Origin of the sequence: Pseudarthrobacter sp. R1, assembly GCF_024494415.1 — a bacterium.
Lineage (GTDB): Bacteria > Actinomycetota > Actinomycetes > Actinomycetales > Micrococcaceae > Arthrobacter.
In genome coordinates, this window is record NZ_JAMKFI010000009.1 from 610,659 (window position 1) to 631,852 (window position 21,194).

16 protein-coding genes and 1 pseudogene are annotated in these 21,194 nt (G+C 58.6%); 7 read left to right on the forward strand and 10 right to left on the reverse strand.

What is annotated here, in order from left to right; genetic code table 11:
* Genes M8J71_RS20165 through M8J71_RS20175 form a run of 3 tightly spaced genes read right to left on the reverse strand, consistent with a single transcriptional unit; the run spans nucleotide 1 to nucleotide 3,571 of the window.
* The gene (locus tag M8J71_RS20165) at nucleotides 1–1,482 is read right to left on the reverse strand and encodes an aldehyde dehydrogenase family protein (protein WP_256249574.1); all 1,482 of its coding nucleotides are present in this window, start codon (nucleotides 1,480–1,482) and stop codon (nucleotides 1–3) included.
* A gap of 38 nt (nucleotides 1,483–1,520) precedes the next feature.
* Nucleotides 1,521–1,955: a hypothetical protein gene (locus M8J71_RS20170; RefSeq protein WP_256249575.1), complete on the reverse strand. Its 435-nt coding sequence runs from the start codon at nucleotides 1,953–1,955 to the stop codon at nucleotides 1,521–1,523.
* Nucleotides 1,952–3,571 carry a GMC family oxidoreductase gene (locus M8J71_RS20175; RefSeq protein ID WP_256249576.1) on the reverse strand — a complete coding sequence of 540 codons (1,620 nt, stop codon included), beginning with the start codon at nucleotides 3,569–3,571 and terminating at the stop codon, nucleotides 1,952–1,954. Before M8J71_RS20175 ends, M8J71_RS20170 begins: the two co-directional genes overlap by 4 nt.
* Nucleotides 3,572–3,918: 347 nt before the next feature.
* Between M8J71_RS20175 and M8J71_RS20180 the strand changes: the two genes are divergently transcribed.
* The 5 genes from M8J71_RS20180 to M8J71_RS20200 all read left to right on the forward strand — a co-directional run bounded on the left by M8J71_RS20180 (nucleotide 3,919) and on the right by M8J71_RS20200 (nucleotide 10,264).
* Nucleotides 3,919–4,629, forward strand: a complete 711-nt coding sequence (locus tag M8J71_RS20180; RefSeq protein ID WP_256249577.1) for a FadR/GntR family transcriptional regulator — start codon at nucleotides 3,919–3,921, stop codon at nucleotides 4,627–4,629.
* A 178-nt stretch (nucleotides 4,630–4,807) separates the two neighbouring features.
* Nucleotides 4,808–5,686: a 4-hydroxy-tetrahydrodipicolinate synthase gene (gene dapA / locus M8J71_RS20185; RefSeq protein ID WP_256249578.1), complete on the forward strand. Its 879-nt coding sequence runs from the start codon at nucleotides 4,808–4,810 to the stop codon at nucleotides 5,684–5,686.
* A gap of 486 nt (nucleotides 5,687–6,172) precedes the next feature.
* The gene (locus tag M8J71_RS20190) at nucleotides 6,173–7,642 is read left to right on the forward strand and encodes a gamma-aminobutyraldehyde dehydrogenase (RefSeq protein ID WP_256249579.1); all 1,470 of its coding nucleotides are present in this window, start codon (nucleotides 6,173–6,175) and stop codon (nucleotides 7,640–7,642) included.
* Between the two features lie 122 nt (nucleotides 7,643–7,764).
* Nucleotides 7,765–8,436, forward strand: a complete 672-nt coding sequence (locus M8J71_RS20195; protein WP_256249580.1) for a 3'-5' exonuclease — start codon at nucleotides 7,765–7,767, stop codon at nucleotides 8,434–8,436.
* 1 nt (nucleotide 8,437) lies between these two features.
* Nucleotides 8,438–10,264: a putative nucleotidyltransferase substrate binding domain-containing protein gene (locus tag M8J71_RS20200; protein ID WP_256249581.1), complete on the forward strand. Its 1,827-nt coding sequence runs from the start codon at nucleotides 8,438–8,440 to the stop codon at nucleotides 10,262–10,264.
* Nucleotides 10,265–10,559: 295 nt separating this feature from the next.
* On the opposite strand, the gene M8J71_RS20205 is transcribed toward M8J71_RS20200, so the two are convergent.
* The 7 genes and pseudogenes from M8J71_RS20205 to M8J71_RS20225 all read right to left on the reverse strand — a co-directional run bounded on the left by M8J71_RS20205 (nucleotide 10,560) and on the right by M8J71_RS20225 (nucleotide 16,758).
* Complete coding sequence (locus M8J71_RS20205) at nucleotides 10,560–11,270, reverse strand: FadR/GntR family transcriptional regulator (protein ID WP_256249582.1); 711 nt, start codon at nucleotides 11,268–11,270, stop codon at nucleotides 10,560–10,562.
* A 160-nt stretch (nucleotides 11,271–11,430) separates the two neighbouring features.
* Nucleotides 11,431–11,871 carry an aconitase X swivel domain-containing protein gene (locus M8J71_RS23725; RefSeq protein WP_374114872.1) on the reverse strand — a complete coding sequence of 147 codons (441 nt, stop codon included), beginning with the start codon at nucleotides 11,869–11,871 and terminating at the stop codon, nucleotides 11,431–11,433.
* Nucleotides 11,858–13,099: an aconitase X gene (locus tag M8J71_RS20210; protein ID WP_256249583.1), complete on the reverse strand. Its 1,242-nt coding sequence runs from the start codon at nucleotides 13,097–13,099 to the stop codon at nucleotides 11,858–11,860. The genes M8J71_RS23725 and M8J71_RS20210 overlap by 14 nt, the downstream gene beginning before the upstream one ends.
* Entirely contained in the window at nucleotides 13,086–14,744 is a 1,659-nt protein-coding gene (locus tag M8J71_RS20215; protein ID WP_256249584.1) for a dipeptide ABC transporter ATP-binding protein, read from the reverse strand. The genes M8J71_RS20210 and M8J71_RS20215 overlap by 14 nt, the downstream gene beginning before the upstream one ends.
* A complete protein-coding gene (locus tag M8J71_RS20220) occupies nucleotides 14,741–15,481 on the reverse strand; it encodes an ABC transporter permease (RefSeq protein ID WP_256249585.1) in 741 nt (246 codons plus the stop codon). Before M8J71_RS20220 ends, M8J71_RS20215 begins: the two co-directional genes overlap by 4 nt.
* A 24-nt stretch (nucleotides 15,482–15,505) precedes the next feature.
* A pseudogene (locus tag M8J71_RS23730) lies at nucleotides 15,506–15,682 on the reverse strand (hypothetical protein); the annotation flags it as partial.
* Nucleotides 15,683–15,684: 2 nt separating this feature from the next.
* A complete protein-coding gene (locus M8J71_RS20225; protein ID WP_256249586.1) occupies nucleotides 15,685–16,758 on the reverse strand; it encodes an ABC transporter permease in 1,074 nt (357 codons plus the stop codon).
* A 1,976-nt stretch (nucleotides 16,759–18,734) separates the two neighbouring features.
* On the opposite strand from M8J71_RS20225, the gene M8J71_RS20230 reads away from it, so the two are divergent.
* Both M8J71_RS20230 and M8J71_RS20235 read left to right on the forward strand, forming a co-directional pair.
* A complete protein-coding gene (locus M8J71_RS20230) occupies nucleotides 18,735–20,330 on the forward strand; it encodes an ABC transporter substrate-binding protein (RefSeq protein ID WP_256249587.1) in 1,596 nt (531 codons plus the stop codon).
* 56 nt (nucleotides 20,331–20,386) lie between these two features.
* Entirely contained in the window at nucleotides 20,387–21,193 is an 807-nt protein-coding gene (locus M8J71_RS20235; protein ID WP_256249588.1) for an SDR family NAD(P)-dependent oxidoreductase, read from the forward strand.
* Nucleotide 21,194 lies beyond the last annotated feature (1 nt).

Here is a 21,194-nt window from a genome sequence, read left to right on the forward strand (position 1 = left end):
TTAGCGCTGGTCGATCATGATGTGCTTCAGGCGGGTGTATTCCAGTAGGCCGAGTTCAGCGTTCTCTGTTCCAATGCCAGATTGGCCAAAGCCGCTGACAGGCAGGTCAGCTGCGAATACCAGGTGGTTGTTGACCCACACCGTGCCGAAGTTCAAGGCATTCTGGACACGAGTCGCGCGGCCGACGTTGGAGGTGAAAACTGATGCCGCGAGCCCGTACCGAGTGCTGTTTGCCATCGTGATTGCTTCTGATTCGGCGTCGAAAGGCTGCACCGTAAAGACAGGGCCGAAAATCTCTTCCTGGACGATTTCGTCGTGCTGGCCTGCCCCCGTGATGATCGTGGGAGGGAAGAAGAACCCGTCGCCTTCGGGGCTTACCCCGCCCAGAACGACCTTGGCGTCAGGGCCAAGCGCAGCTATTTTCGCTTCAACACGGGAGCGCTGCTCCGCGGAGTTCATCGGCCCGATTGCAGTGCCGGGATCAAGGACGTCCCCAACCTGGTACTCCGACAAGCGTGCTTTCAGGCCTTCCACTGCCCGGTCCAGAATGCTGCTATGAACAATAAGCCGGCTCGCCGACATGCATTCCTGGCCCGTGTTATAGACACCGCCGGCGGCGATGGCGTCAAGAGCAGCATCCAGGTCAGCGTCATCGAAAACAATGACAGGCGAGTTTCCCCCCAGCTCAAGGATGCTCTTCTTAACCCCGTCAGCGGCGGCAATTCCAACTTTCCGGCCGGTTTCAATGGAGCCAGTGAAGGAGACGGCTGCAACCTTGGGATGCCTGGCCAGCGCGTCTCCGGCGACTGCGCCGGAGCCGAAGACCACATTGAACACCCCTGCCGGAAGAACCTGGGCGGCAAGTTCAGCCAGCAAAACGGTTGAGTAAGGTGTGGTTTCTGCAGGTTTGAGCACCACGCTGTTTCCGGTGGCGAGGGCTGCGTAAACCTTGGCAACGGCCTGCAAGAGCGGATAGTTCCAGGGAGTGATTGCGGCAATGACTCCAAGCGGTTCCCGCCTCATTACTGAAGAGACACCTTCCAGATAGTCTCCGCTGGCAGGTGCCGGCAGAGTCCGGCTGGCGCCCGCGAAGAACCGCATGGCGTCAAGAGTGCCGTGCATTTCATCGTCCCGTACTGCAGAAATCGGCTTGCCGGCGTCGACAGCTTCAAGGACTGAGAAGAGCTCGAAGTTTTCCTCGGCGAGGCGGGCGAGGTCCAGGAGGGCTTTGGACCTCTGCGACGGGGTCTTTGCGGCCCAGGAGTGCTGCGCCGCGGCGGCGTTCTCAACCGCTGCTGCTACTTCATCGGCGGTCGAGTTGGGAACTTCGCCCAGCGTCCTGCCTGTGGAAGGATCAAGGATTTCAATGGTGGATCCGCTCTTCGAGGGAACCCAGTGACCTCCGATGAAGTTGCCTGTCACCTTCTTGGCATACTCCAGGACGAGGCTTCTTTCCTTCTGGTCAACAATCTGGTGGTTCATAGTTTCAACTTTCATATGCGGTGTAGGTGGAAGATTTCTTACGCTTCGCGGTATTTGCCTTCGTAGGCCATGGCGCCTTCGAAGATGTCATCCGAAAGCTCGTCAGCTGCCAATTCGACCGGAGCCGGCCGGCGCTCCTGCCCGGGGTATCCAATAAGTTCCCGTACGCGTGGAACCATGTAGTAGGTGCCGGCGACTATCGCAGCCAAGTTGTCAAAGTCCTCACGGGACTCGGAGTGCCAGCGGATCAGTTCCGTACTCAGGTTGACTACCACCCCTAGCTCTTGTAGATACCTTTTGATGTTGTCGATGATGTCCGACCGGGCGTCGAGTGCCCTGGCAAGCCAGTACGAGTCGGGGTCGGCCTGCCTTAGGGAGGGCATTGTCTCTGTAGCCGGAACCAGGACGTCCGCAACGGCCCAAAGGGTGTCCAGCTCGGCATCGGTAAGGGGGAGAGTGCTCGGTGTGCTCATTGGGCTGTCTCCTGCAGGCGAGCGTTCTTGATGAGGTAGTCGGCGGTGCGAAGCGCCATGGCTGTGATCGTTGCGGTGGGATTGACGGCCCCTGATGTGGGCATTGTGCTGCCGTCCACAATTGCCAGGTTTGGCACATCGTGTGCGATGCCCCATTCATTGACTACTGACGTGGTGGCGTCGAAGCCCATTTTCGCCGTCCCCAGAAGGTGTCCTGGCTGGTCGGGCCAGAGGTCGGTGGCGAACGTCGCGACTGCCCCGGCGGCCTCATGCGCCTCTGTTGCTCTGTCCAGGTTGAACTTCAGAAGCTGCCTGGTGTTTTCCGAGATACGGTACTGGATCTTGGGGGCTGGGATGCCGCTGGAGTCCGTCAGGGTCGAGTCCAGGGTTACTTGGTTGCTTTCTTCCGGCATGTCTTGGGAGTTGATGCCCCATTGCAGGCTTCTGCCCATTGTTTCTTTCATGCGGTCGTGAATAGCGCTGCCCCATTGCTCGTGGAAGCTGTGCCTGTCCCACAGTGAAAGGGCCCGAAGGGGTCCACCGGTGGGCATGACCTGCCACTTTGCACCGCCAACGAACCCGCGTGAGGTGTCGGTCTCGTAGAATTCAAGCGAATGAATCGACTGCCCGGCCGGTCCAAGCCAGCTTTCCAGGGGCTCGTCATAAATTCCCGTCACCTCCGCGTTGGGGTGAAGCATAAGCCGCTTCCCGACCAGCCCGGATGAGTTGGCAAGACCGTCAGGGGCTCCAGCATGGGCTGAGAGTAGCAGTAGCCGGGGAGTGCCGATGCCATTGGAGGCCAGAACGACGAAACGGGCCCGTTGCCGCTGTTCTTTGCCGTTCTCGTCGTAGTAGAGAGCGCCGTCTGCGAGTCCTTTAGCGTCCACTGTAATTTTGTGGACGCGGGCTCCCGTGATGAGGCGCGCTCCACTGCGCATCGCCCCAGGCCAGTGGGTGATATCGAAAGAGGCTTTGGCTCCTTCCGGACAGCCGGTTTCACAGGTTCCCCAGCGAACACATCGCGCCATTTCCCCCAGGCGCTGTGAGGCTATCGCGTTGGGGGCTGGCCACCAGTGCCACCCCAGCTTGTTCATGCCAACCGCGGCGCGGCGTCCAACCTTGCCGATTGGATGGGGAGGCATGGGAACCTCCATACCCTCCGGATACATTGGGTCACCTTCGACGCCGGCGGTGCCGACAGCTTTGTCTAGTCGGTCGTAGTAGGGCGCCAGATCGTGATAGGTCAGCGGCCAGTCATCGGCCACCCCGTCCAGGCTCTTCATACGGAAGTCTGAGGGCAAAAGGCGCATCCAGTGTCCGCCGTAAAGGAGTGAGCTTCCACCCACTCCTGCCATCATGACCGGATGTACATCACTTTCGGCAATGTTGGTGGGGTAATCGTCTGGTGTCTTGCGGATATTCGGCTCGTGATGCCACTTCTGCTGCGATAAGAGCTCCCACTCCTGCTTGTCGCCGGGAAACTCACTGTTGTTGTGCCAGCGGCCCTGCTCCAGGCAGGTGACAGAGAAGCCTGCGGCGGCCATCTGACCGGCAACGACCGCGCCGGAAGGTCCGCCGCCGATGACCAGCACATCCACCGCCTCCGACATGCCCATGGTCGATAGAGAATTCACGATGCTTCCTTTGTTTGCGAGTCGTCAGGTTGGTCAGATGCCGGCAAGGTACACCAGCAGCTTCGTCACCCTCTTGTATGACGGGGGTTGCAAGTATTGTAAGCAAACTTTGCCCGAAAAGGATAGATCTGTTGGCCATTCGGTATCTTTCGTGCGGTCTGGGCTAGTGAGGCTGAATCCGAGCGAGTGCTAAAGCGTCTGCCTGCTCCGGCCAATAAATATAGCCATTAACCCTCAACTGGCATACCATTCGAATCAAAGATTAGGGAGGTGCCACCGTGGTCGCTGAGTTTAGACCGGTGCGCAGCCGGCGCGTAAGTGCCGATGTGATGAACCAGATTCTCGACCGGATTAAGTCCGGCGAGCTCCGGGAGGGGGACGTCCTGCCCGGGGAGCGGACACTTGCCGCGCAGATGGATGTCTCGAGGCCCACGGTGAGCAGCGCCTTGGCCCAGCTTGTGAAAGCGGGAATCTTGCGCACCGGGCACGGCCGGGGCGGCAATTCGGAAATTGTCTCGATCTGGATCCCGGCCTGGCTTGAGGAGCGGGGCCCGGACAACGCCGACGAGCCGGGAGCCGAAGCAATCTTCCGTGTCCTGGAAGCCCGCAAGGCTGTCGAACCCCGGGTGGCCCAGCTCGCGGCCCTGCGCGCCACGGACACCCACTTCCAGGCCATGCAAAACTCCATTGAGCTGCTGCGCCAGCAGCGCGATGACCTGAATAAAGCCGAGCAAGCAGAGATCCTCTTCCACCGCATCATGTGGCGGGCCGCAGACAACCCGCCCCTGGAGCGGATGATGAAAGATCTCGCCCGGGAACTCTCGCCCATCCGGGACATGATGCTGCGGACACCCGAGGACTATGCGGCCGCGATCGAACTTCACGAAAGGACTTTGGTCGCGCTCAAGAGGGGCCACCCTGACGACATCGAACGCGAAATGGTTCATCATCTGGAGCACTTCGAGGCCATCGTCGCCGACGTGCTCCAGCGCACCCCCCATCGGCGCGTGCCTGATTTCATGCTCCCTTCGCTGAGTTAGCCAACCGCCCAGTCCAGAATCGAAAAAATCCTCCTCTACCAATTTTGGATAGCTTGTATTACCATTATCGGTATGGACAGTTTGTGCGCGGCGCAGGACCATGCGCGTGCTTCACAAACGGTTTGGTCTGCACCCACTCGGGCAGTGAACCACCGAGTGCCAAGAACCGGAGGAACAAATGTCAGAAACCCTTAAAGGCGTCTATTCGGCCGTTGCCACGCCCTTTGACACAAACGAAGCATTGGACGAACAAGGTCTGAGGTCGCTTGTTTCACGTACTATCGACGGTGGCGTGCACGGCTTGGTACCGTGTGGCTCGACCGGCGAATTCGCGGCCCTGACCCAGGGTGAGCGGAAGCAGGTTCTCGAGATCGTCCTCGACGAAACCAGGAACCGCGTCCCCGTCATCGCCCAAACCGGCGCGACCAGCACGCGTGAAGCGATTGAACTGTCCAAGCACGCAGAAGAAGCCGGTGCGGACGCCATCATGGTAGTCGCGCCCTACTACGAGCCGTTTTCCATCGCCGAGGTAAAAACCTACTACCGGGACATCGCCGGCTCGGTCGGAATCCCGGTCATGGCGTACAACCTGCCTGCCGCCACGGGAGTTAACCTTACGCCGAAAATTCTCGGAGAACTGGTCAAGGAAGTCCCCAACGTCAAGTATGTCAAGGACACCAGCGGCGATTTCACGGCGGCGGCTGAACTCATCCATGAATTCGGAAACGATATCTCTGTATTCGTCGGCTGGGACACACTCTTCCTTGCGGCCCTCTTTGAGGGTGCCGCCGGCTCGGTCATCGGTGCCGCAAACGTAGTGCCAAAGGAACTGGTCGCTGTGTATGACGCAGTTCAGGCCGGCCGGTTGGAAGAGGCGCATTTCCTCTGGTCCAAGCTCTTCCCCATTATGGACAGCTTCGTGAGCGGGGGGTACAACGCCGGCATCAAGGGTGCACTCGAACTTATCGGGCACTCGGCTGGCCCGCAGCGTTCGCCCGGCCAGGACATGGATGAGGAACGCCGGACCATCCTCAGCAAGCACCTGGCAGCTCTCTAAGGAATCTTGCCCCCGGTAGGACAATTCCTGCCGGGGCAAGTGCCTGTACGTCCCGCCGGAGCTCTCGTCCGCTAACACGCTTTAGTTCTCCCCAGTCCTCCCACTCTCACCAGAAAGTCTTGCCATGTACTTCGTGCAAATTGACGACTGGACTGCACTGGTTGGCTTGGACATTGACGTTCGCCTCCAGGGCAACACCATCTGCTCCGGGCGGGTCGACGCAGTAACACCCGATGGAAGTATCTTGTGGGTTTGCCCCGCCGCGGGAACCAGGCGCTTGTTCGAAAAGGCCGAGTGGTTTCAGGCATGGGCCTTATCGGACGACGTGGCCGTGCAGTATCACATCACCAAAGTTCAGTCCTCCGAAACTGCCCACAGTACCTAGACCAACTCGAGCACCGTCGCTCATAGACGGCGGCCGACCTATTCGCCCCCGTGTAGGCAGCAAAAGAAATTGGCTGCCCCGACCAAATGAAAGCAGGAACTGTGAGCCAGTTCATAAATGGCACGCGACGCGCTGGTACCTCAGGACAGACGAAGGACGTCATTGATCCATCCAACGGCACCACTGTGGAAACCATTACTCTGGCCGGCAGCGACGACGTAAAACTCGCTGTTCAGGCGGCTAGGGACGCCTTCCCGGCTTGGTCCCGAGCAACACCGGCTGAACGGTCTGGCGTACTGATTCAGTTTGCCGCGCTCATGGCCGAACGTGCGGAAGAATTTGCTCAACTGGAAAGCCGCCAGGCAGGAAAGCCCATCCGCCTAACCCGGGAGTTCGACGTCCCCGGAACAATCGACAACATCGCATTCTTTGCCGGCGCCGCCCGCAACCTCGAGGGCAAAGCCACCGGTGAGTACTCCGCGGACCACACGTCCTCAATCCGGCGTGAAGCCATCGGCGTGATCGGCTCCATTTCACCATGGAACTACCCCTTGCAGATGGCCGCCTGGAAGATCCTGCCGGCCATCGCCGCCGGGAACACGATTGTCCTGAAACCCGCCGAGATCACCCCACTGACAAGCCTGCTGTTTGCCGAAGTAGCCACGGAAGCCGGGGTCCCGGCCGGCGTCATCAACGTCATCAACGGGCGCGGTTCAGTAGTGGGCGCCGAACTGCTGCGCCACCCGGATGTGGACATGCTCTCCTTCACCGGTTCCACCGTCGTAGGCCGGACCGTCCTGGAAGCCGCCGCAACCACTGCCAAGCGAGTCCACCTTGAACTCGGTGGGAAAGCACCTTTTGTGGTGTTTGACGATGCCGACTTGGAAGCGGCAATAAACGGCGCCGTTGCTGGCAGCCTGATCAATAACGGCCAGGACTGCACCGCAGCTACCCGCGCTATCGTGCACCGTTCCCTCTACAACCAATTCGTCGATGGAGTAGCGGACCTGTACTCCAAGGTCCGGCTCGGGCCTACCGCGGATCCGGCCACAGACCTCGGTCCCCTGATTTCCATGGACCACCGCGACAAGGTGGCAGGCATGGTCGACCGAGCCCGGGGCTACGCGCGCGTCCTTGGAGGCGGCATTCCGGAAGGCGACCTGGCCGATGGGTCATACTACCGGCCAACGCTGGTGGCTGACGCCACGGCTGACAGTGAAATTTTCCGGGAGGAAGTGTTCGGTCCGGTGCTGGCCGTGACACCGTTTGATACCGACGATGAGGGTATAGCGTTGGCCAACGATACTCCATTTGGCCTTGCAGCCTCGGCGTGGACGAAGGATGTTTACCGCGCCCTGCGCGCCACCCGTGAGATCCGCTCCGGCTGCGTATGGGTCAATGACCACATCCCCATCATCAGCGAAATGCCCCACGGCGGCATGAAGGAGTCGGGCTTCGGCAAGGACATGTCCACTTACTCCTTCGACGAATACACCGTCATTAAGCACGTGATGTTCGATCTCACCGGCGAGAAGGCCAAAGCCTGGCACAGGACTGTTTTCAGCCTCTGAATCAGCACGGAGAGACACAAAGGCGGCACCGGTTGATCGACTGAGATGAACCGGTGCCGCCTCAGTCCAAAAGTAGCTGAGACTTGACCCCTACCCAACGGAGAATAGCTGAAGGGCGCACCATGGCGATGCCACTTCGTTCTCGTATCCGTGATGCGAGGGCTTGGCGTGAGTCCCAGGCCAGGGAATGGACCGAGTTCAACTACTGCGTGATTGATATTGAAACCACGGGCCTGGATCCAGGCAAGGACAGCATCATTTCCTTTGGTGCAGTGCCCATAATCGAAGGCCGCATCTCTGTGCCGCACGGAACCAGCTTCCTGATAAGGCCGGAATGCGCTGTCGGCATTGAATCCGCCAAAATCCACATGCTGCGGGATCAAGACCTCAGGGAGATGCCCCGAATCGGTAGCTACGCCCCGGCTATCGCCGCCGCTGTAGAAGGAAGAATCGTCGTAGCCCATTCTGCATGGATGGAGCAAAACTTCCTTACGCATGCCCTCGGACGTCGGGAGCTGCCGTTTCGCCTCCCGATCATTGACACGGCTCGCATGGCTGAGAAAGCGCTGGACCTGCCACCACTTGGCCGGGCTGATGTTTCCTTGGAGTACCTGTCGCAATCCCTTGGACTGCCGACGCACACTCCCCATGACGCACTGTCCGACGCCCTGACCACCGCCCAAGTCTTCCTGGTGCTTGCCCACAAGCTCGCAGCCCAACAGCCCTTGGTGCTGCGCGAACTCCTCTCCCTTTCACAGAGCACCAGCACGGGAGTCCACTACGGCTGGAGATGAAATGAAAGAGTTTGTAGATTTCCTGGGCAGCCATTCTCCCTATAACCAGCTCGCTATAGAGGATCTGGAACTGCTGGCCGGAACAGTGGAAGTGGAATTCTTTCCCCAGGGCCACGAGATTATCAAGTACGGGGCAAAGGGTATTGACCATATCTTCATAATCCGGACCGGAAGCGTCGAAGTATCCGACCGCGGCCGGGTAGTTGATGTCTTGGCCTCGGGCGACACGTTCGGGCATGTTGCCGTGCTTTCGGGTTTGCCAGCGGCAATGAGTGTCGCCGCCGCCGAGGACACGCTCTGCTACAGGCTTCCGGATCCCGGGGGCGTTGTAAGAGATCCCACGAAACTTCAGTTTGCTCACTACAGTACGCTTGCTGCCCGCCATCGGCTGATAGCCGCTGGCGGTGTTACCAGTCGGATGGACAAGCAGACGTCTTCATACATGAAGGAGCTGCTGTGGTGCAGCCCCGACCACACGGTTCGAGAGGTTGCCGAGAACATGACAGCGGGCGGCTTCCGCAGTGTTCTCATGTGGATGGGCAACGCTCTTGGCATCATCACAGATGATGATTTTCGGTCCAAGGTTGCCACCGGGAAGGTTGCCCTGGACGCTCCAGCGCACCTCATTGCCAGTACACCCGTCTACACGATGCCGGCCGAATCGACCATGTGGAATACATACCTAAGGATGGTCAGGCAAGGCATCCACCACATGGTGATCACCGGAAGTAACGGAACCCCCGTGGGCGTGGTGAATGTATTGGATATGGCGGCTGCTGACGTGAAACATCCTCTCGTCGTGAGGAGCGCAATTGCCGCTGCATCGTCTCTTAAGGAATTGAAAGAGGCCGCCGCCCTGCTCCGACCGACAATCGTGGAATTGTGGGACGCGGACGTGTCATCCATGCAGATCAGTGCGGTAGTCGCCGCAGTCGTTGACTCCATACTGCTTCGCATATTAGATCTGGAGGACAAGACACAGTTGCCGGGTGTGGAACAATCCTGGCTTGTTACGGGCTCCATGGCCCGCTCCGAGCCTCTTCCCGGCTCCGACGTCGACACTGCCGTTGTGTGGCGTCCAGCAATACCCAGGCTGGCATCCGATACAGCCAGCCCCATGGCCGCATCACGGGTGTTTGTCCAGGACCTTGAATCCAGCGGACTGCAGCCTTGCCCAGAAGGCGCTAACGCTTCCTCTCCACTGTTTAATAAATCGCTAGTGGACTGGGAGAGGTCCATCGACAACTGGATTTCCCGCCCGGATGTCCCCAAATATCTGGTTCTGGCCGCAGTTGCCGCGGATTCCCGGGCGCTGAACAAACCCGCCCTAGGGGCGTTCATGAAAACCTACCTGGTTGAACGAGCCGGCGAAAACGACCGCTTTCTGAGGAGCATGATCCGCTCTGCTCTCAGCGAGCGCCCACCGGTCGGTTTTGTTCGCAACAGGGTTATCGAACGCCTTGGTGATGGCAAGCGAAGCCTTAATCTAAAGGAGTCCGGGCTGCGGCCCATAACTTCCCTGGCACGCGCCCTTGGGCTCCGGGCAGGGGACGTTGGAGGATCCACTTTCCAGCGGCTGGAAAGGGCCGAGGCCGCGGGAATGCTGACTAGAAATGAAATGGAAACTCTAAAGTCCGCCTTCACTCTGTACCATTCACTGGTCACCGATCAGCAGGTTGCGGCTCTTCGGCGGGGCAGCAGTCCGCAACTATCAATTACTCCTGAGCGGCTGGATCCACTTACGCGCCGGCATCTGCGCGACGGTTTTCGGGAAACGGCCATAATTCAGGAACGAATCGCCAACGAGCTCGCCGCCCAGCAGCGGTGAAGCTGTAAGAGGATCCCTGCAGGCCTGACGGCTCACAGGAGCGTGGACCCTACTACGACTGTGCGCTGAAAGATGAGAACCGCCATCTCTTCACTGGACATTGCTGCTGAGTTAATGAAGAGGACCCAACGCGGGGCAGGCGTAATCCCGCCTCCTAGTTCATATGAACGCTGCAGGTTGACGAGTCCCTAGTTACCGGGACGGGTAGCGGTACTTCCCATAATGCCCGTGAGAAGTAGGTTGGTCCGCCCATGGAATGACAGGAAGGCTCGTCCGATGGTCGGAATAAGGCTGGCTAGCGCAGGGAAGGGAGCATGAACTCTGGTATCCGCCGGTGGGGGGTGCGCTGGAGCACGTCTGCGACGATGCCCTCGAAGTGCTCCAGGTGGTGAATCATCTCTCGTTCGATTTCGTTTGGGTCTCCCCGTTTCAGCGCCCGGAGGGTTCTCTCGTGCAGTTCAATGCCAGCTTCGTAGTCGTCGGGCGTCCGCAACATCATGTCGTGAATGGGCGACAGTTCGCGGGCCAAATTCTTCATCATCCGCTCTAGAGACGGGTTTTCGGCCGCCCGCCACATGATGCGGTGGAAGAGGATCTCTGCCTGCTCGGCTTTATTCAGGTCATCGCGCTGCTGGCGCAGCAGGTCAATGGAGTTCTGCATGGACTGGAAGTGGGCGTCGGTTGCGCGCAGGGCCGCCAGTTGGGCTACTCGGGGCTCGACAGCCTTGCGGGCTTCCAGGACACGGAAGATTGCCTCAGCTCCCGGCTCGTCGGTCTGGTCCGGGCCCCGCTCCTCAAGCCAAGCCGGGATCCAGATCGAGACAATTTCCGAGTTACCGCCCCGGCCTTGCCCTGTGCGCAAAATTCCCGCTTCAACCAGTTTGGTAAGCGCTGTGCTGACCGTGGGTCTCGATACATCCATCTGCGCGGCCAGTGTCCGCTCCCCGGGCAGGACGTCTCCCTCCCGGAGCTCGCCGGACTTAATCCGGTCGAGAATCTGGTTCATCACATCAGCACTCACACGCCGGCTACGCACCGGGCTGAACTCAGCCATCATTGGACGCACCTCCTCATCCCCTAAATGGTATACACGGTTGGCCAAAATCGGCAATGAATGCCTATGCTTGGTGATTCGACCGATGATGAGGGAGATGTCCCGGCTGAGATTAAGAAGCTGAAACCACAGTTAACTCAGCTGGTTCGCCTGCACTTGCCGAGACGCGAAGCAGAACACTCGCGTTTTCGTCCCAACCCTCATCGGGCCCGGAAATGACAGGGCACTGAAGACCGTACAGCCTTTTGGCAACCATCGCCCCCACGGCTACAACATAGTCCGGCGCGAACAAAACCACTGCGGCCGGGCCCATCCCCCGAGCGCAGGCCTGAGCGAAGATCTGCGCATTCGTACCAGAGCCCCGTGTAGGGGGAGTTAGTACGATGCGTCCGGCAATGCAGAGGCCATATTGGGGATGGCGGGGATCAACGATCGTGCCGCTTGCGGGGTCCAACCCTCCCCAAATGTTGAGCGGTGCAGTTAGCCGAATCGTTGGCCCTTCTGCTTGCCCTTCGTTGAGGACCTTAAATTGGAGAGCTTTAGCAGAAGGCATTCTCGGGGACCTTTCCCGTCACCGCAGCGTCCACGCAGGCGCCAAGACCTGCGAAAATTACCTCTGCCCCAATGTTCATGGGACCGTACCAGGCCCATTTTGCTGAGTTGGTCATGACAACGCCAGTCATAGGACCAAGAACCCTCGAATTGTAGGTGCAGGTATCCACAACGACCTCCACGCCGCTTTTGATGAGTTCAGCGTATATACCTGCCGCGTCCACTTCTTCAAGGGTCCGTCGGCTTGTGCTGATTACCAGGCGGACGTTCGAGGCGATGGATCGACCGCGCAAGGCGTGGTGGAAGGCAACAAACTCCTGAAGGGAAAAGTGGGGAGTTCCCAGACAGACAAACTCCAGCTCTCCCTCGGTCGCGGTACTCAGCTCTCGCCATGCCTCAAGCAGGTCGGCGTCCGTCAGCGCGACGACGGGGATGTCAGGGCCGGCAGCAATGGCGTCCAGGGTCGGTGCTTCCGGGGTAGAGCCAACCAAGTGAAATAACGCCGTGGAACCTGAGCTCGCGGCCGCGGCGCCGAGAGCTTTCATTTGATCCGATGTAGCTGGCGGCAGGCCCGAGATGACAGGTACGCGGCCGTCAGCACGCTTTCCTACGATATGCCCGACAAGGGAAAACAGTACGTCGTCGGCGCTTCGATCCTCCGGTATTCCCGTTGCATCGAAATGGACTGTAGCGCGTCGATTCTCTGCCAGATGAAGTCCGGCGTGTGGAGCCCTGCCGGTGATGGCGCAAGCGACGTCGACAAAGTCACCGTATCGTTCTGTGCGCGCACCAAGTACGGAATTGGCATAGATGATGGCGTTGGACTCGCCCCACGCTACATGCTGGCCTAGGTTTGGCCTGTGCTGCACCTGGTAGGGCGCGCATGTCCAGGTGGGGGAGCAGCCCAGCCGAGCGTAGAGGTCCATGAGCTCCTTGGCCGCTTCCCCCGCACCCACCAGGGGTTTGAGTAGGCCATGCAGAAGATCAACAGAGCCAACGTTCAGGGTCGTTGGCACAGCGACCCGTGCGCCGCCGTCCACAAGAGTACGCACGAAATCAACGCTGGAGTCGCCGACGTAAAAGCACCCGTCAACGTGTGCAGATGCGATGTCCACCAGCGACTCGGCACCCATTGCCGTGGCGAGGTCGCAAACAAGGTTCATTGCCAATTGCGCCCCCGGCCCGAATTCGCCATCCAGGAAAGCCTGGTCCCGATCAGTTAATTGCATGGCTTCCGTTCTCCATACCGGTGTTGAAAGAGGATTTGATGCGGGGAACATCGGCGAGGAGCCGTTGCGTGTAGGGGTGTTGAGGGTTATCCAGCACCTGGTCGGTCGAGCCATGTTCGACGATGGTTCCGTCGCGGAGAACGACGATCTCTTGGGCGATTTCCCGTACAACGGCCAAATTATGGGTGATGAAAAGAAGGGACAACTCCCTGCTCTTTTGTAAACCTTTGAGTTCTTCCAGAATTGAAGCCTGGACTGAGACATCAAGGGCAGAAGTGACTTCATCACAGAGAATTACTTCCGGCTCTACCACCAGGGCGCGGGCAATTGAGACGCGTTGGCGCTGACCTCCGCTCAGCTGGGAGGGATAACGGTTGAGGTAGCTGGCGGGGAGTGACACGCTTGCCAGCGCCGCCCGTACTCTTCTGTCCCGTTCGTTCCGCGGCAGGTCGAAGAAGTATTCCAGCGGTTCGTTGACAATATCGGCAACCGTGCGACGTGGATTCAGGGAGTTGTAGGGGCTCTGAAAAATGTATTGAAAGCGGCGCCTCTGGTCTTTGGTCCTTTTGGAACTCTTGGTTTGCAGAGGTTCCCCATCCAAGAGGACTTTGCCTTGCCACTCGTGGTGAAGGCCGATAAGGGACCGGGCGAACGTGGACTTACCGGATCCGGATTCGCCCACAACTGCGACGCAGCAACCCTTCGAGAGTTCGACCGTGACCTCACTGAGAACCTGGCGGGATCCGTAGGATGCCTGCACACCGTTGACAGCAAGCACAACTGGGGATCGCGCTCCGTCATCCTGTTGCGGAATGAGCGCGCCTCCCTTGTCCACCGAGGGTGCTGCGGCAAGGAGCTTCTTCGTGTACTCGTGCTGGGGATCGCCGAAAATGCGGGTTGAATCGTCAATCTCTACGATTTCGCCGTTATACATCACGGCAGTTCTGTCGGCGATTTCTGAAACGACCGGGAGGTCATGGCTGACGTATACCGCCGAGATGCCGGTCGTGACCGTGAGGCTCCGAACCAGGTCCAGGAATTTGCGCTGGGTGGTTACATCGAGACCAGTCGTGGGTTCATCAAAAACCACTAGGGCCGGCCGGGCCGCCAGTGCCATGGCAATGCCGACGCGCTGTTGCTGCCCCCCGGAGAGCTGGTGAGGGTAAGCCTTCAGAATTCTGTCACCGCCGGGTAAGCCCACCTGATCCAACAGAGCGCTAATCCTCGTTGCGACCGTTTCGCTTTCTTGAAGGCAACCCGCGTGGGCACTGATAGCTTCAGCAAGCTGGACGTCTATTTGCATGGATGGATTTAGTGCGCTTGCCGGATCCTGGGGCACATAAGCAACTGTCCCGCCGCGAGCCTGGCGGAGCGCTCCATTTCGCAGGGCGAGGATGTCTTCGCCATCGACTAGGACGGACCCGCTTTGAATTTTTAGGCCCGAGCGGACGTAGTTGAGCAGGGCAAGCCCGGTTGTTGTCTTCCCCGACCCCGATTCGCCCACGAGGCCAAGGACCTCACCCCTTCGAATGTCAAAGGAGGCGGCGCGGACGACGCTCTTACCCCCATTTTTAAGGGTAATCGTGAGGTCCTTGACCTGAACGCGGGGTGATTCGGCAACATCATGGTTGGTTGCATTAATCATCGGTCAATTACCGTTCCTAGTGAGCTTGCAATGACTGCTTCTTCGCCGCTTTCATCTCCCATACAGGCCCGGGCAATGGCGTCACCGAAGGTGTTTGCCCCCACAGCGAGTATCGCCAGAAGGAGTGCGGGGACGACGACAGCAAGCGAGTTGAGCTCAAGGCCAAGCCTGTTCTCGTTGATCATTAGTCCCCAATCTGCAGCTGGAGCCTGCCGGCCAAACCCCAAAAAGCTCAGACCGGCAAGGATGATGATCGAGAAGCTCAACCGTAGACCGAACTCGACAATCATTGGCCCCAGAAGGTTGGGAAGCACGTCGCGCCGTAGCACTCTGGCAACGCTTACTCCCCATAGTCGGGAAATTTTCACGAAATCTCTCTCGGTTACGTCCTGGGCCGCGGCAAAAATCACCCGGGCAACCTGGGGGGCATGGGAGAAGCCCACAGCCAAAACAAGCAACCACAGCTGCGGGCCAGCGACGCTCAGCAGTAGCAGCGCGAAGATCAGCTGTGGAAGTGCAAGCACGATATCGACAAGCCGCATAATCACTGTCTCAGCCCAGCCACCGACGTAGGCGGCGATCAGTCCAGCAGCCGCGCCGAGTAAGACTCCAATTGCAGTCGCCGACGCAGCCAGTAGGAGCAGAACCCAACCGCCGTTCAAAACTCTGGACAGCACATCCCGTCCGAGGGAGTCACTTCCAAAGAGGAAGGAGGCATCCGGGCTGCCGAAGGTCAAGGTGACTACCTTGTCGGAAGGGAACGGCGCCACGAAAGGACCGATTGCTGCCAAGAGCACAATGAACAGGAGCAGGCCAGCTCCTACTTTGCCTCTCGTACTGCGCATGGTGCGTTTGAAGATGATCAGCGCTCCGGATCGGGACCGTTCCACGTCAGTGGGGGGCAGGGCCGGAGAGGCTGGTAGTTCAACAGCGGACATAATTACACCGACTTCCTGCGACGAGGCGTAAGAGCAAGAACAACCACGTCAGTGGCAATGTTCAGCAGGACATAAAAGAATGCCAAGAGCAGTACCACGTACTGAATGACAGGAACATCCCGGGTTGTAACGGCACTTACCAAAGCCAGGCCGACCCCCTGATAGTTGAAGACCGATTCAACGAGGACGACCCCGCCGGCAAGGTACAAGATATTGAGACCGACTACCTGCACGGTGGGAGCAAGGGCATTCGGCATCGCGTGCCGTATCAGAATCCGCCTTCTAGAGAGCCCCTTGAGCGTTGCCAGCTCCGCGTATTCGCTCGAAAGCGCTTCAATCGTCGCGGCACGCATCATCCGGAAAACATATGGCGTCACAACAATGACCAACGTCAGCGCCGGCAGTACCAACTGATCAAGGTGACCAAGCACGGTGTCACCAGGTGGCATCACGGACACCGCTGGGAACCAGTGGAACACGGCTACCGAGAAAACGAGAATCACGAAGATCGCCACAACGAACTCGGGGAGGGCGCTGGCAACCAAGGCCGCCACACTCGCGACATGGTCAAACCAGCCATCACGGCGAGATGCCGCGACTATGCCGAACACAATGCCAAGGACGGTTGAAACAACAGTTGCAATGAGCAGAAGAATCCCAGTGTTGACGAGCCTGGGTGCAAGCAAAGCGACGACGGACTCGCCATTGGCCAGCGAATTGCCGAAGTTGAGAGTGAGAGCATTTCCGATCCATGACAAAAACTGCTCCAAAGGCGGCTGATCCAGCTTCAATTTTTCTGTCAGCTCCGCCAGCCGCTCTGGCGTGGCGCTTTGCCCAAGAATTGCTGTGGCAGCGTTACCGGGTAAGACGAGTGTCGCCCAGAACACAATAATGCTCACGGCAGTAATCGACAGGACCCCCGAGCCCAGTCGTGAAAGGGTCAGCCGAAGAAGCGGCGGCAGACGAAAACGAGACCGCCCTTGAGTGTAAGGCGTCGTCGCGCTCATCTCCGGCTCCTTGCCGGGGACCCAGGCGTTGGACGGGATTTCTTCATCGGTGCCTCCAGATTGGTTCATGCCTTGTGGTGTAGCTCACTAATAGGCTAGAGGTATTGGCCATTAATGGCAATGCTTTCTGCTTTAGTTTCTAAAGCCTTTGCCCCAGTCGGGGGGCGGCCAAATGCCCTTCAACAGCATGCCGAGCAGGATGGGGCACTGGTAAGAAGGAAGCCCCTACCGCAAGCCCCGGGGCGGAAGCCCGCAGCCTTTGCATCGCCCGGCAAGCGGGCGGAGGGCACGCGTAGCCCAATGAAGGTAACATGAACTCCAAACAATGGCCATAGTAATTTGCCTTTATTTCGCCGCCCCTGCCCCGGATCTTACTTTTCACTTGGATGGAGGGGGCCTGAGGCGGTCCATCCCGACTGGGCTGTAGAGCTGTCCCGGATGGGTAAGGAAATCTAACTTCCACGCCCGTTGGGGGGTGGCGGGCGGGCAGTTGTTCCAGCAGTTGGTGCCACAGAAGGACATTGGAACGAACGGGCATCATGCGGTATCGCTCGGGCACAGCTACAAAGCTTGTGCGCTGGTGCCTGGTTGCCGGGGTCGGAGGTCTGGCCCGTGGTTGCCCATCCGTAGAACACCCCACCTGCGTCATGGTTCAGCCGTCGACGCCCCCGGCCCGGCGGTACGTTGCGGATCGTAGCTTCCGGTGGTGCCACTGACACGCTTGATGCACATGACCGTTAACAAAAGTCAGCTAGCCCGCTGCGGCAAAACTCTATGATCCAGTGCTGCGGATGAATCAGGAGGTAAAAGTTCAGCTGGTTCTGGCGAAAGAAATTTGAACCGGAGGCTACAGGGTCGGTTTGGACCATTCGCATTTGCGAAGCAACACGGAGCAGGACAGCGGCATCTTGGGGGGAGCAGGTGTTCTATGCAACTTCCCGAAGGTCCCCGATGACAAGTTTCCGGAGCCTCCATCGCGTCCCGCTCTAGCGTGGACCCTGGAAACTACGACCTCAAGAACATCTGGATGAGCTCCTGACCCCGTCCCGGCGGCTTACAGAATCTGGGCACGACGCTGGCCCTGAAGGTACAGAAGCTCCCTGCGTCACAGGAACCCGCGTGGGTCGGTGTCCGAAAGCTCGTACGTCTGCAAGCGAGGAGCCGAATGCCCGGAGTGCGGCAATGGACCACCCCTCGCTTCATCCTTTTCCTTGCCAATAAAGGCCAATACGCCTAGCCTTTCTTGTGTGGGCGCATTGCCAATGCCCTCGGCTCCTTGGGTTACTACGAGCTGGCGCCCAATACGAAGGGGTATGACTGCATGCACTATCTGGGTATGGCCCTGATGCTCTTGGCGTTTGTCGTCTTATCAAAGGAGTCCAAAATTTGGGCTCGCTGGCTCCCGCCGGCGAGGACGGCATCCGGACGAACTTTCCACACGATTTCGCCCTCGGCCGCAGCTGTTCTCATTGCAGCCTCCGGCGCCTTCCTTCTGGTAAAGGGCCTGACTGGCCAGTAATAGACCAATCGGCTAGCTAATCCCGGTCGCCATTCCGCTGCGGAGGCTTGTGGCGCTGTGGGAGTCGCGTTGGGTTCCATTGCTGGCAACGTCCGTGTGCCTGGTGGGGCCGCCACTGACTCAAAATTCTGGGGGGCACTACCTGCTCCGCCCGCCATGCTAGCAGTCCTCGCGTTACTCCCTGCTGCGGTGCAGCGTCGCTTCTGCTGCATTGACGATGAGGCAGTCAATTGGCATTGGCGACGCGTGATCGTTGCTGAACGCCCGCTTTATGCCTAGGCGTCGCTTTAGGCCACAGTCGTCCGCCCGGCAGCAAGATGTCCTCGCCGATAGAGGTGGAACGTGGCGTTGCACTTCAACAAACTACTTCCGCGGCGTATACGGAACCCGTAATCCAAACATCATCGAGGAACGACGTGCATGCCGGCAGCCTCCTTAAACCAAAACCCATTGCCAGCAATGGGCACTTCAGCTAGCCTTTAAATTTATCAGGTCTAGCCATTTTGACAACAGGAAGCTGATCCTCATGAACCCTCTGCTCCTTCCGCATGGAATGACTTCGCAGGAAATAAGGCGACGCACGTTGCTGCAGGGACTGGGCGCCGGCGCCCTGCTGGCTGGAGTAGGAGGCCTGGCCACTGCATGCTCTCCAGCAGAAGATAAAAAAACCGTGACAGGTGCGACGGGAGAGCCGCGACGGGGCGGCATTCTTAGGATCGGGGCTTCAGGGGGAGCTGGAACCGACACCCTGGATGCACATAATCCACTGACAAATACCGACTTTGCCCGGCTCGCACAGCTCTATGATCCCTTGCTTCGCTTGGACCATGAAGGGAAATTCCAGATGGTCCTGGCCGAGGAAGCCGAGCCAGATTCTTCAGGGCAGGTTTGGACCATCAAGATCCGTGAAGGCGTGCAGACGCATGATGGTGCCACCCTCGAGGCCGCAGACGTCCTGTACAGCTTCCAACGGATCCAAGAAAACAAGCTTGCAGGATCATCCCTCCTGATACCCATCGACTTCTCAGCTTCAAAGGTGCTCGACAAGAGAACCGTTCAGCTGTCGTTCATACGGCCAAATGCCATCTTTAAGCAGGTCATAGCGAATCACGCGTCGTTTAACATCGTTCCACGTGGTTATGATCCGGCACGCCCCATCGGAACCGGACCCTTCAAGCTCAAGTCATTCAAGCCCGGCGTGGAAAGCACTGTAACCCGCTTCGACAATTACTGGGATGCCGGCAAGCCCCACCTTGACGGCATCGTCACCCTGAACATGGCCGATGAAACCACGCAGGTAAACGCCCTGCAGAGTGGGCAGGTCGATGCGGTCAACTACATGTCTGCACAATCGATCCGGCAGCTGCAAAACAGCGGTGCCGTTGTCACCGTCTCGGAGACCGGCGGTTGGGCCCCGATCACCATGAGAGTCGATCAAGCACCCTTCGAAGACGTTCGAGTGCGCCAGGCACTCAGGCTCCTCGTGGACCGCCAGCAGATGCTTGACATCGTTTTCGCAGGCCACGGCACCATTGGCAATGACGTATTTGGAGTTGTCGATCCCTTGAGTGGTTTCGACAAGGTGCGCCAGCGGGACGTCGAGCAGGCTAAGTCCCTACTGAAAGCCGCGGGTAGGAGCGACCTGCAGCTCACCCTGCTTACCAACGACGTGGTTCCCTTCCAAAAGAGCGTCGCCCAGCTCTTCGCCCAGCAGGCCAAGGAGGCTGGCGTCTCCGTCAACGTTTCCCAAAAGACGGCTACTGATTTCTTCGCCACTGATTATTTGAAAGCTCCCTTTGCCCAGGATTACTGGTTCAACCTTCCTTACCTCGGCAACGTTGCGGGTGCCACAGCCGCCTCGGCCGCATATAACGCTACACATTTCAACGACAGCGAGTACGAAAAGCTCTTCGAGCAGGCTACAGCTACGCGCGACGAGAACCTGCAACGGCAAATAATAGCCGACATGCAGAATATCGACTTTGAACGAGGGGGCAACATCATCCCCTTCTTCTACCCACAGATCGATGCCACAACTACCAAGGTCGGGGGCATTGTAAAAGATGTCAGCGGTTTCCCGTTTGGGAACTACGACTTCAAAAATATTTGGCTGAATTCCTGACCTTCGGAAATCACTGCTGAACTGCTGTATAAATAGAAGAAACGAGAACAATAACCATGTTTGATATGGGACTAGAAGACGACCGGAAGCTTTTCCAGGGCGAATCTGTCATAGTTACGGGTGCTGCCCAGGGGCTCGGGCTTCAGATTGCCGCCAGTTTCGCGGCGCGTGGCGCCGGCGTCCTCATGGCTGACCGCAACAAGGAAGGTGTCGAAAGTGCCGCCGATGAGTTGCAGAAGTGCAGCAGTTCGAAAATTTCCTGGACCGTTACAGACGTCTCAGATGAAACGTCCGTTACGGCCATGAAAGATACTGCGTTGGCCGAGTTCGGCCGCATTGACCACCTCGTGAACAACGCCGGTATCCTCCACATAGGCTCCACGGTAGAGACGCCGTCGAACAAATTCCGCCAGCTAATGGATGTCAATGTCCTCGGCGTTCATCTAGGAATGCAAGCAGTTCTGCCTGTAATGCTCCGGCAAGGATCGGGCAGCATTGTGAACCTTTCCTCATTAGCAGGAAAGAAGGCATTGGAAAACCTTGGGGCATATTGCGCCTCCAAGGCGGCAGTCCTGTCACTGACACAGGTCGCTGCATTGGAATACGCTCCAACGGTACGAGTGAACGCCGTGTGTCCGGGTGTTGTGGAAACGCCTATGCAACAGACCGAATACCAGGTCTTCTCTGCCATGACCGGGAAGACGGAAAGCGAGCTCAAGGATGACTGGTTGTCCGGCCTGCCCATGGGCCAGTTTCAGCAACCTGTAAACATTGCGGAGGCAGTATGTTTCCTTGCCAGCAAACGGGCAGCCCAAATTACCGGTGAGGCCGTTGCTGTCAACGGCGGATTGATGATGGATTGAA

What these genes read in the sequence shown, in the direction of transcription:
- M8J71_RS20165 (WP_256249574.1), bottom strand. Translation starts at nt 1,482, where the DNA reads ATGAACCACCAGATTGTTGACCAGAAGGAAAGAAGCCTCGTCCTGGAG.
- M8J71_RS20170 (WP_256249575.1), bottom strand. Translation starts at nt 1,955, where the DNA reads ATGAGCACACCGAGCACTCTCCCCCTTACCGATGCCGAGCTGGACACC.
- M8J71_RS20175 (WP_256249576.1), bottom strand. Translation starts at nt 3,571, where the DNA reads ATGGGCATGTCGGAGGCGGTGGATGTGCTGGTCATCGGCGGCGGACCT.
- M8J71_RS20180 (WP_256249577.1), top strand. Translation starts at nt 3,919, where the DNA reads ATGAACCAGATTCTCGACCGGATTAAGTCCGGCGAGCTCCGGGAGGGG.
- dapA (WP_256249578.1), top strand. Translation starts at nt 4,808, where the DNA reads ATGTCAGAAACCCTTAAAGGCGTCTATTCGGCCGTTGCCACGCCCTTT.
- M8J71_RS20195 (WP_256249580.1), top strand. Translation starts at nt 7,765, where the DNA reads ATGGCGATGCCACTTCGTTCTCGTATCCGTGATGCGAGGGCTTGGCGT.
- M8J71_RS20200 (WP_256249581.1), top strand. Translation starts at nt 8,438, where the DNA reads ATGAAAGAGTTTGTAGATTTCCTGGGCAGCCATTCTCCCTATAACCAG.
- M8J71_RS20205 (WP_256249582.1), bottom strand. Translation starts at nt 11,270, where the DNA reads ATGAACCAGATTCTCGACCGGATTAAGTCCGGCGAGCTCCGGGAGGGA.
- M8J71_RS23725 (WP_374114872.1), bottom strand. Translation starts at nt 11,871, where the DNA reads ATGCCTTCTGCTAAAGCTCTCCAATTTAAGGTCCTCAACGAAGGGCAA.
- M8J71_RS20210 (WP_256249583.1), bottom strand. Translation starts at nt 13,099, where the DNA reads ATGCAATTAACTGATCGGGACCAGGCTTTCCTGGATGGCGAATTCGGG.
- M8J71_RS20215 (WP_256249584.1), bottom strand. Translation starts at nt 14,744, where the DNA reads ATGATTAATGCAACCAACCATGATGTTGCCGAATCACCCCGCGTTCAG.
- M8J71_RS20225 (WP_256249586.1), bottom strand. Translation starts at nt 16,758, where the DNA reads ATGAACCAATCTGGAGGCACCGATGAAGAAATCCCGTCCAACGCCTGG.
- M8J71_RS20230 (WP_256249587.1), top strand. Translation starts at nt 18,735, where the DNA reads ATGAACCCTCTGCTCCTTCCGCATGGAATGACTTCGCAGGAAATAAGG.
- M8J71_RS20235 (WP_256249588.1), top strand. Translation starts at nt 20,387, where the DNA reads ATGTTTGATATGGGACTAGAAGACGACCGGAAGCTTTTCCAGGGCGAA.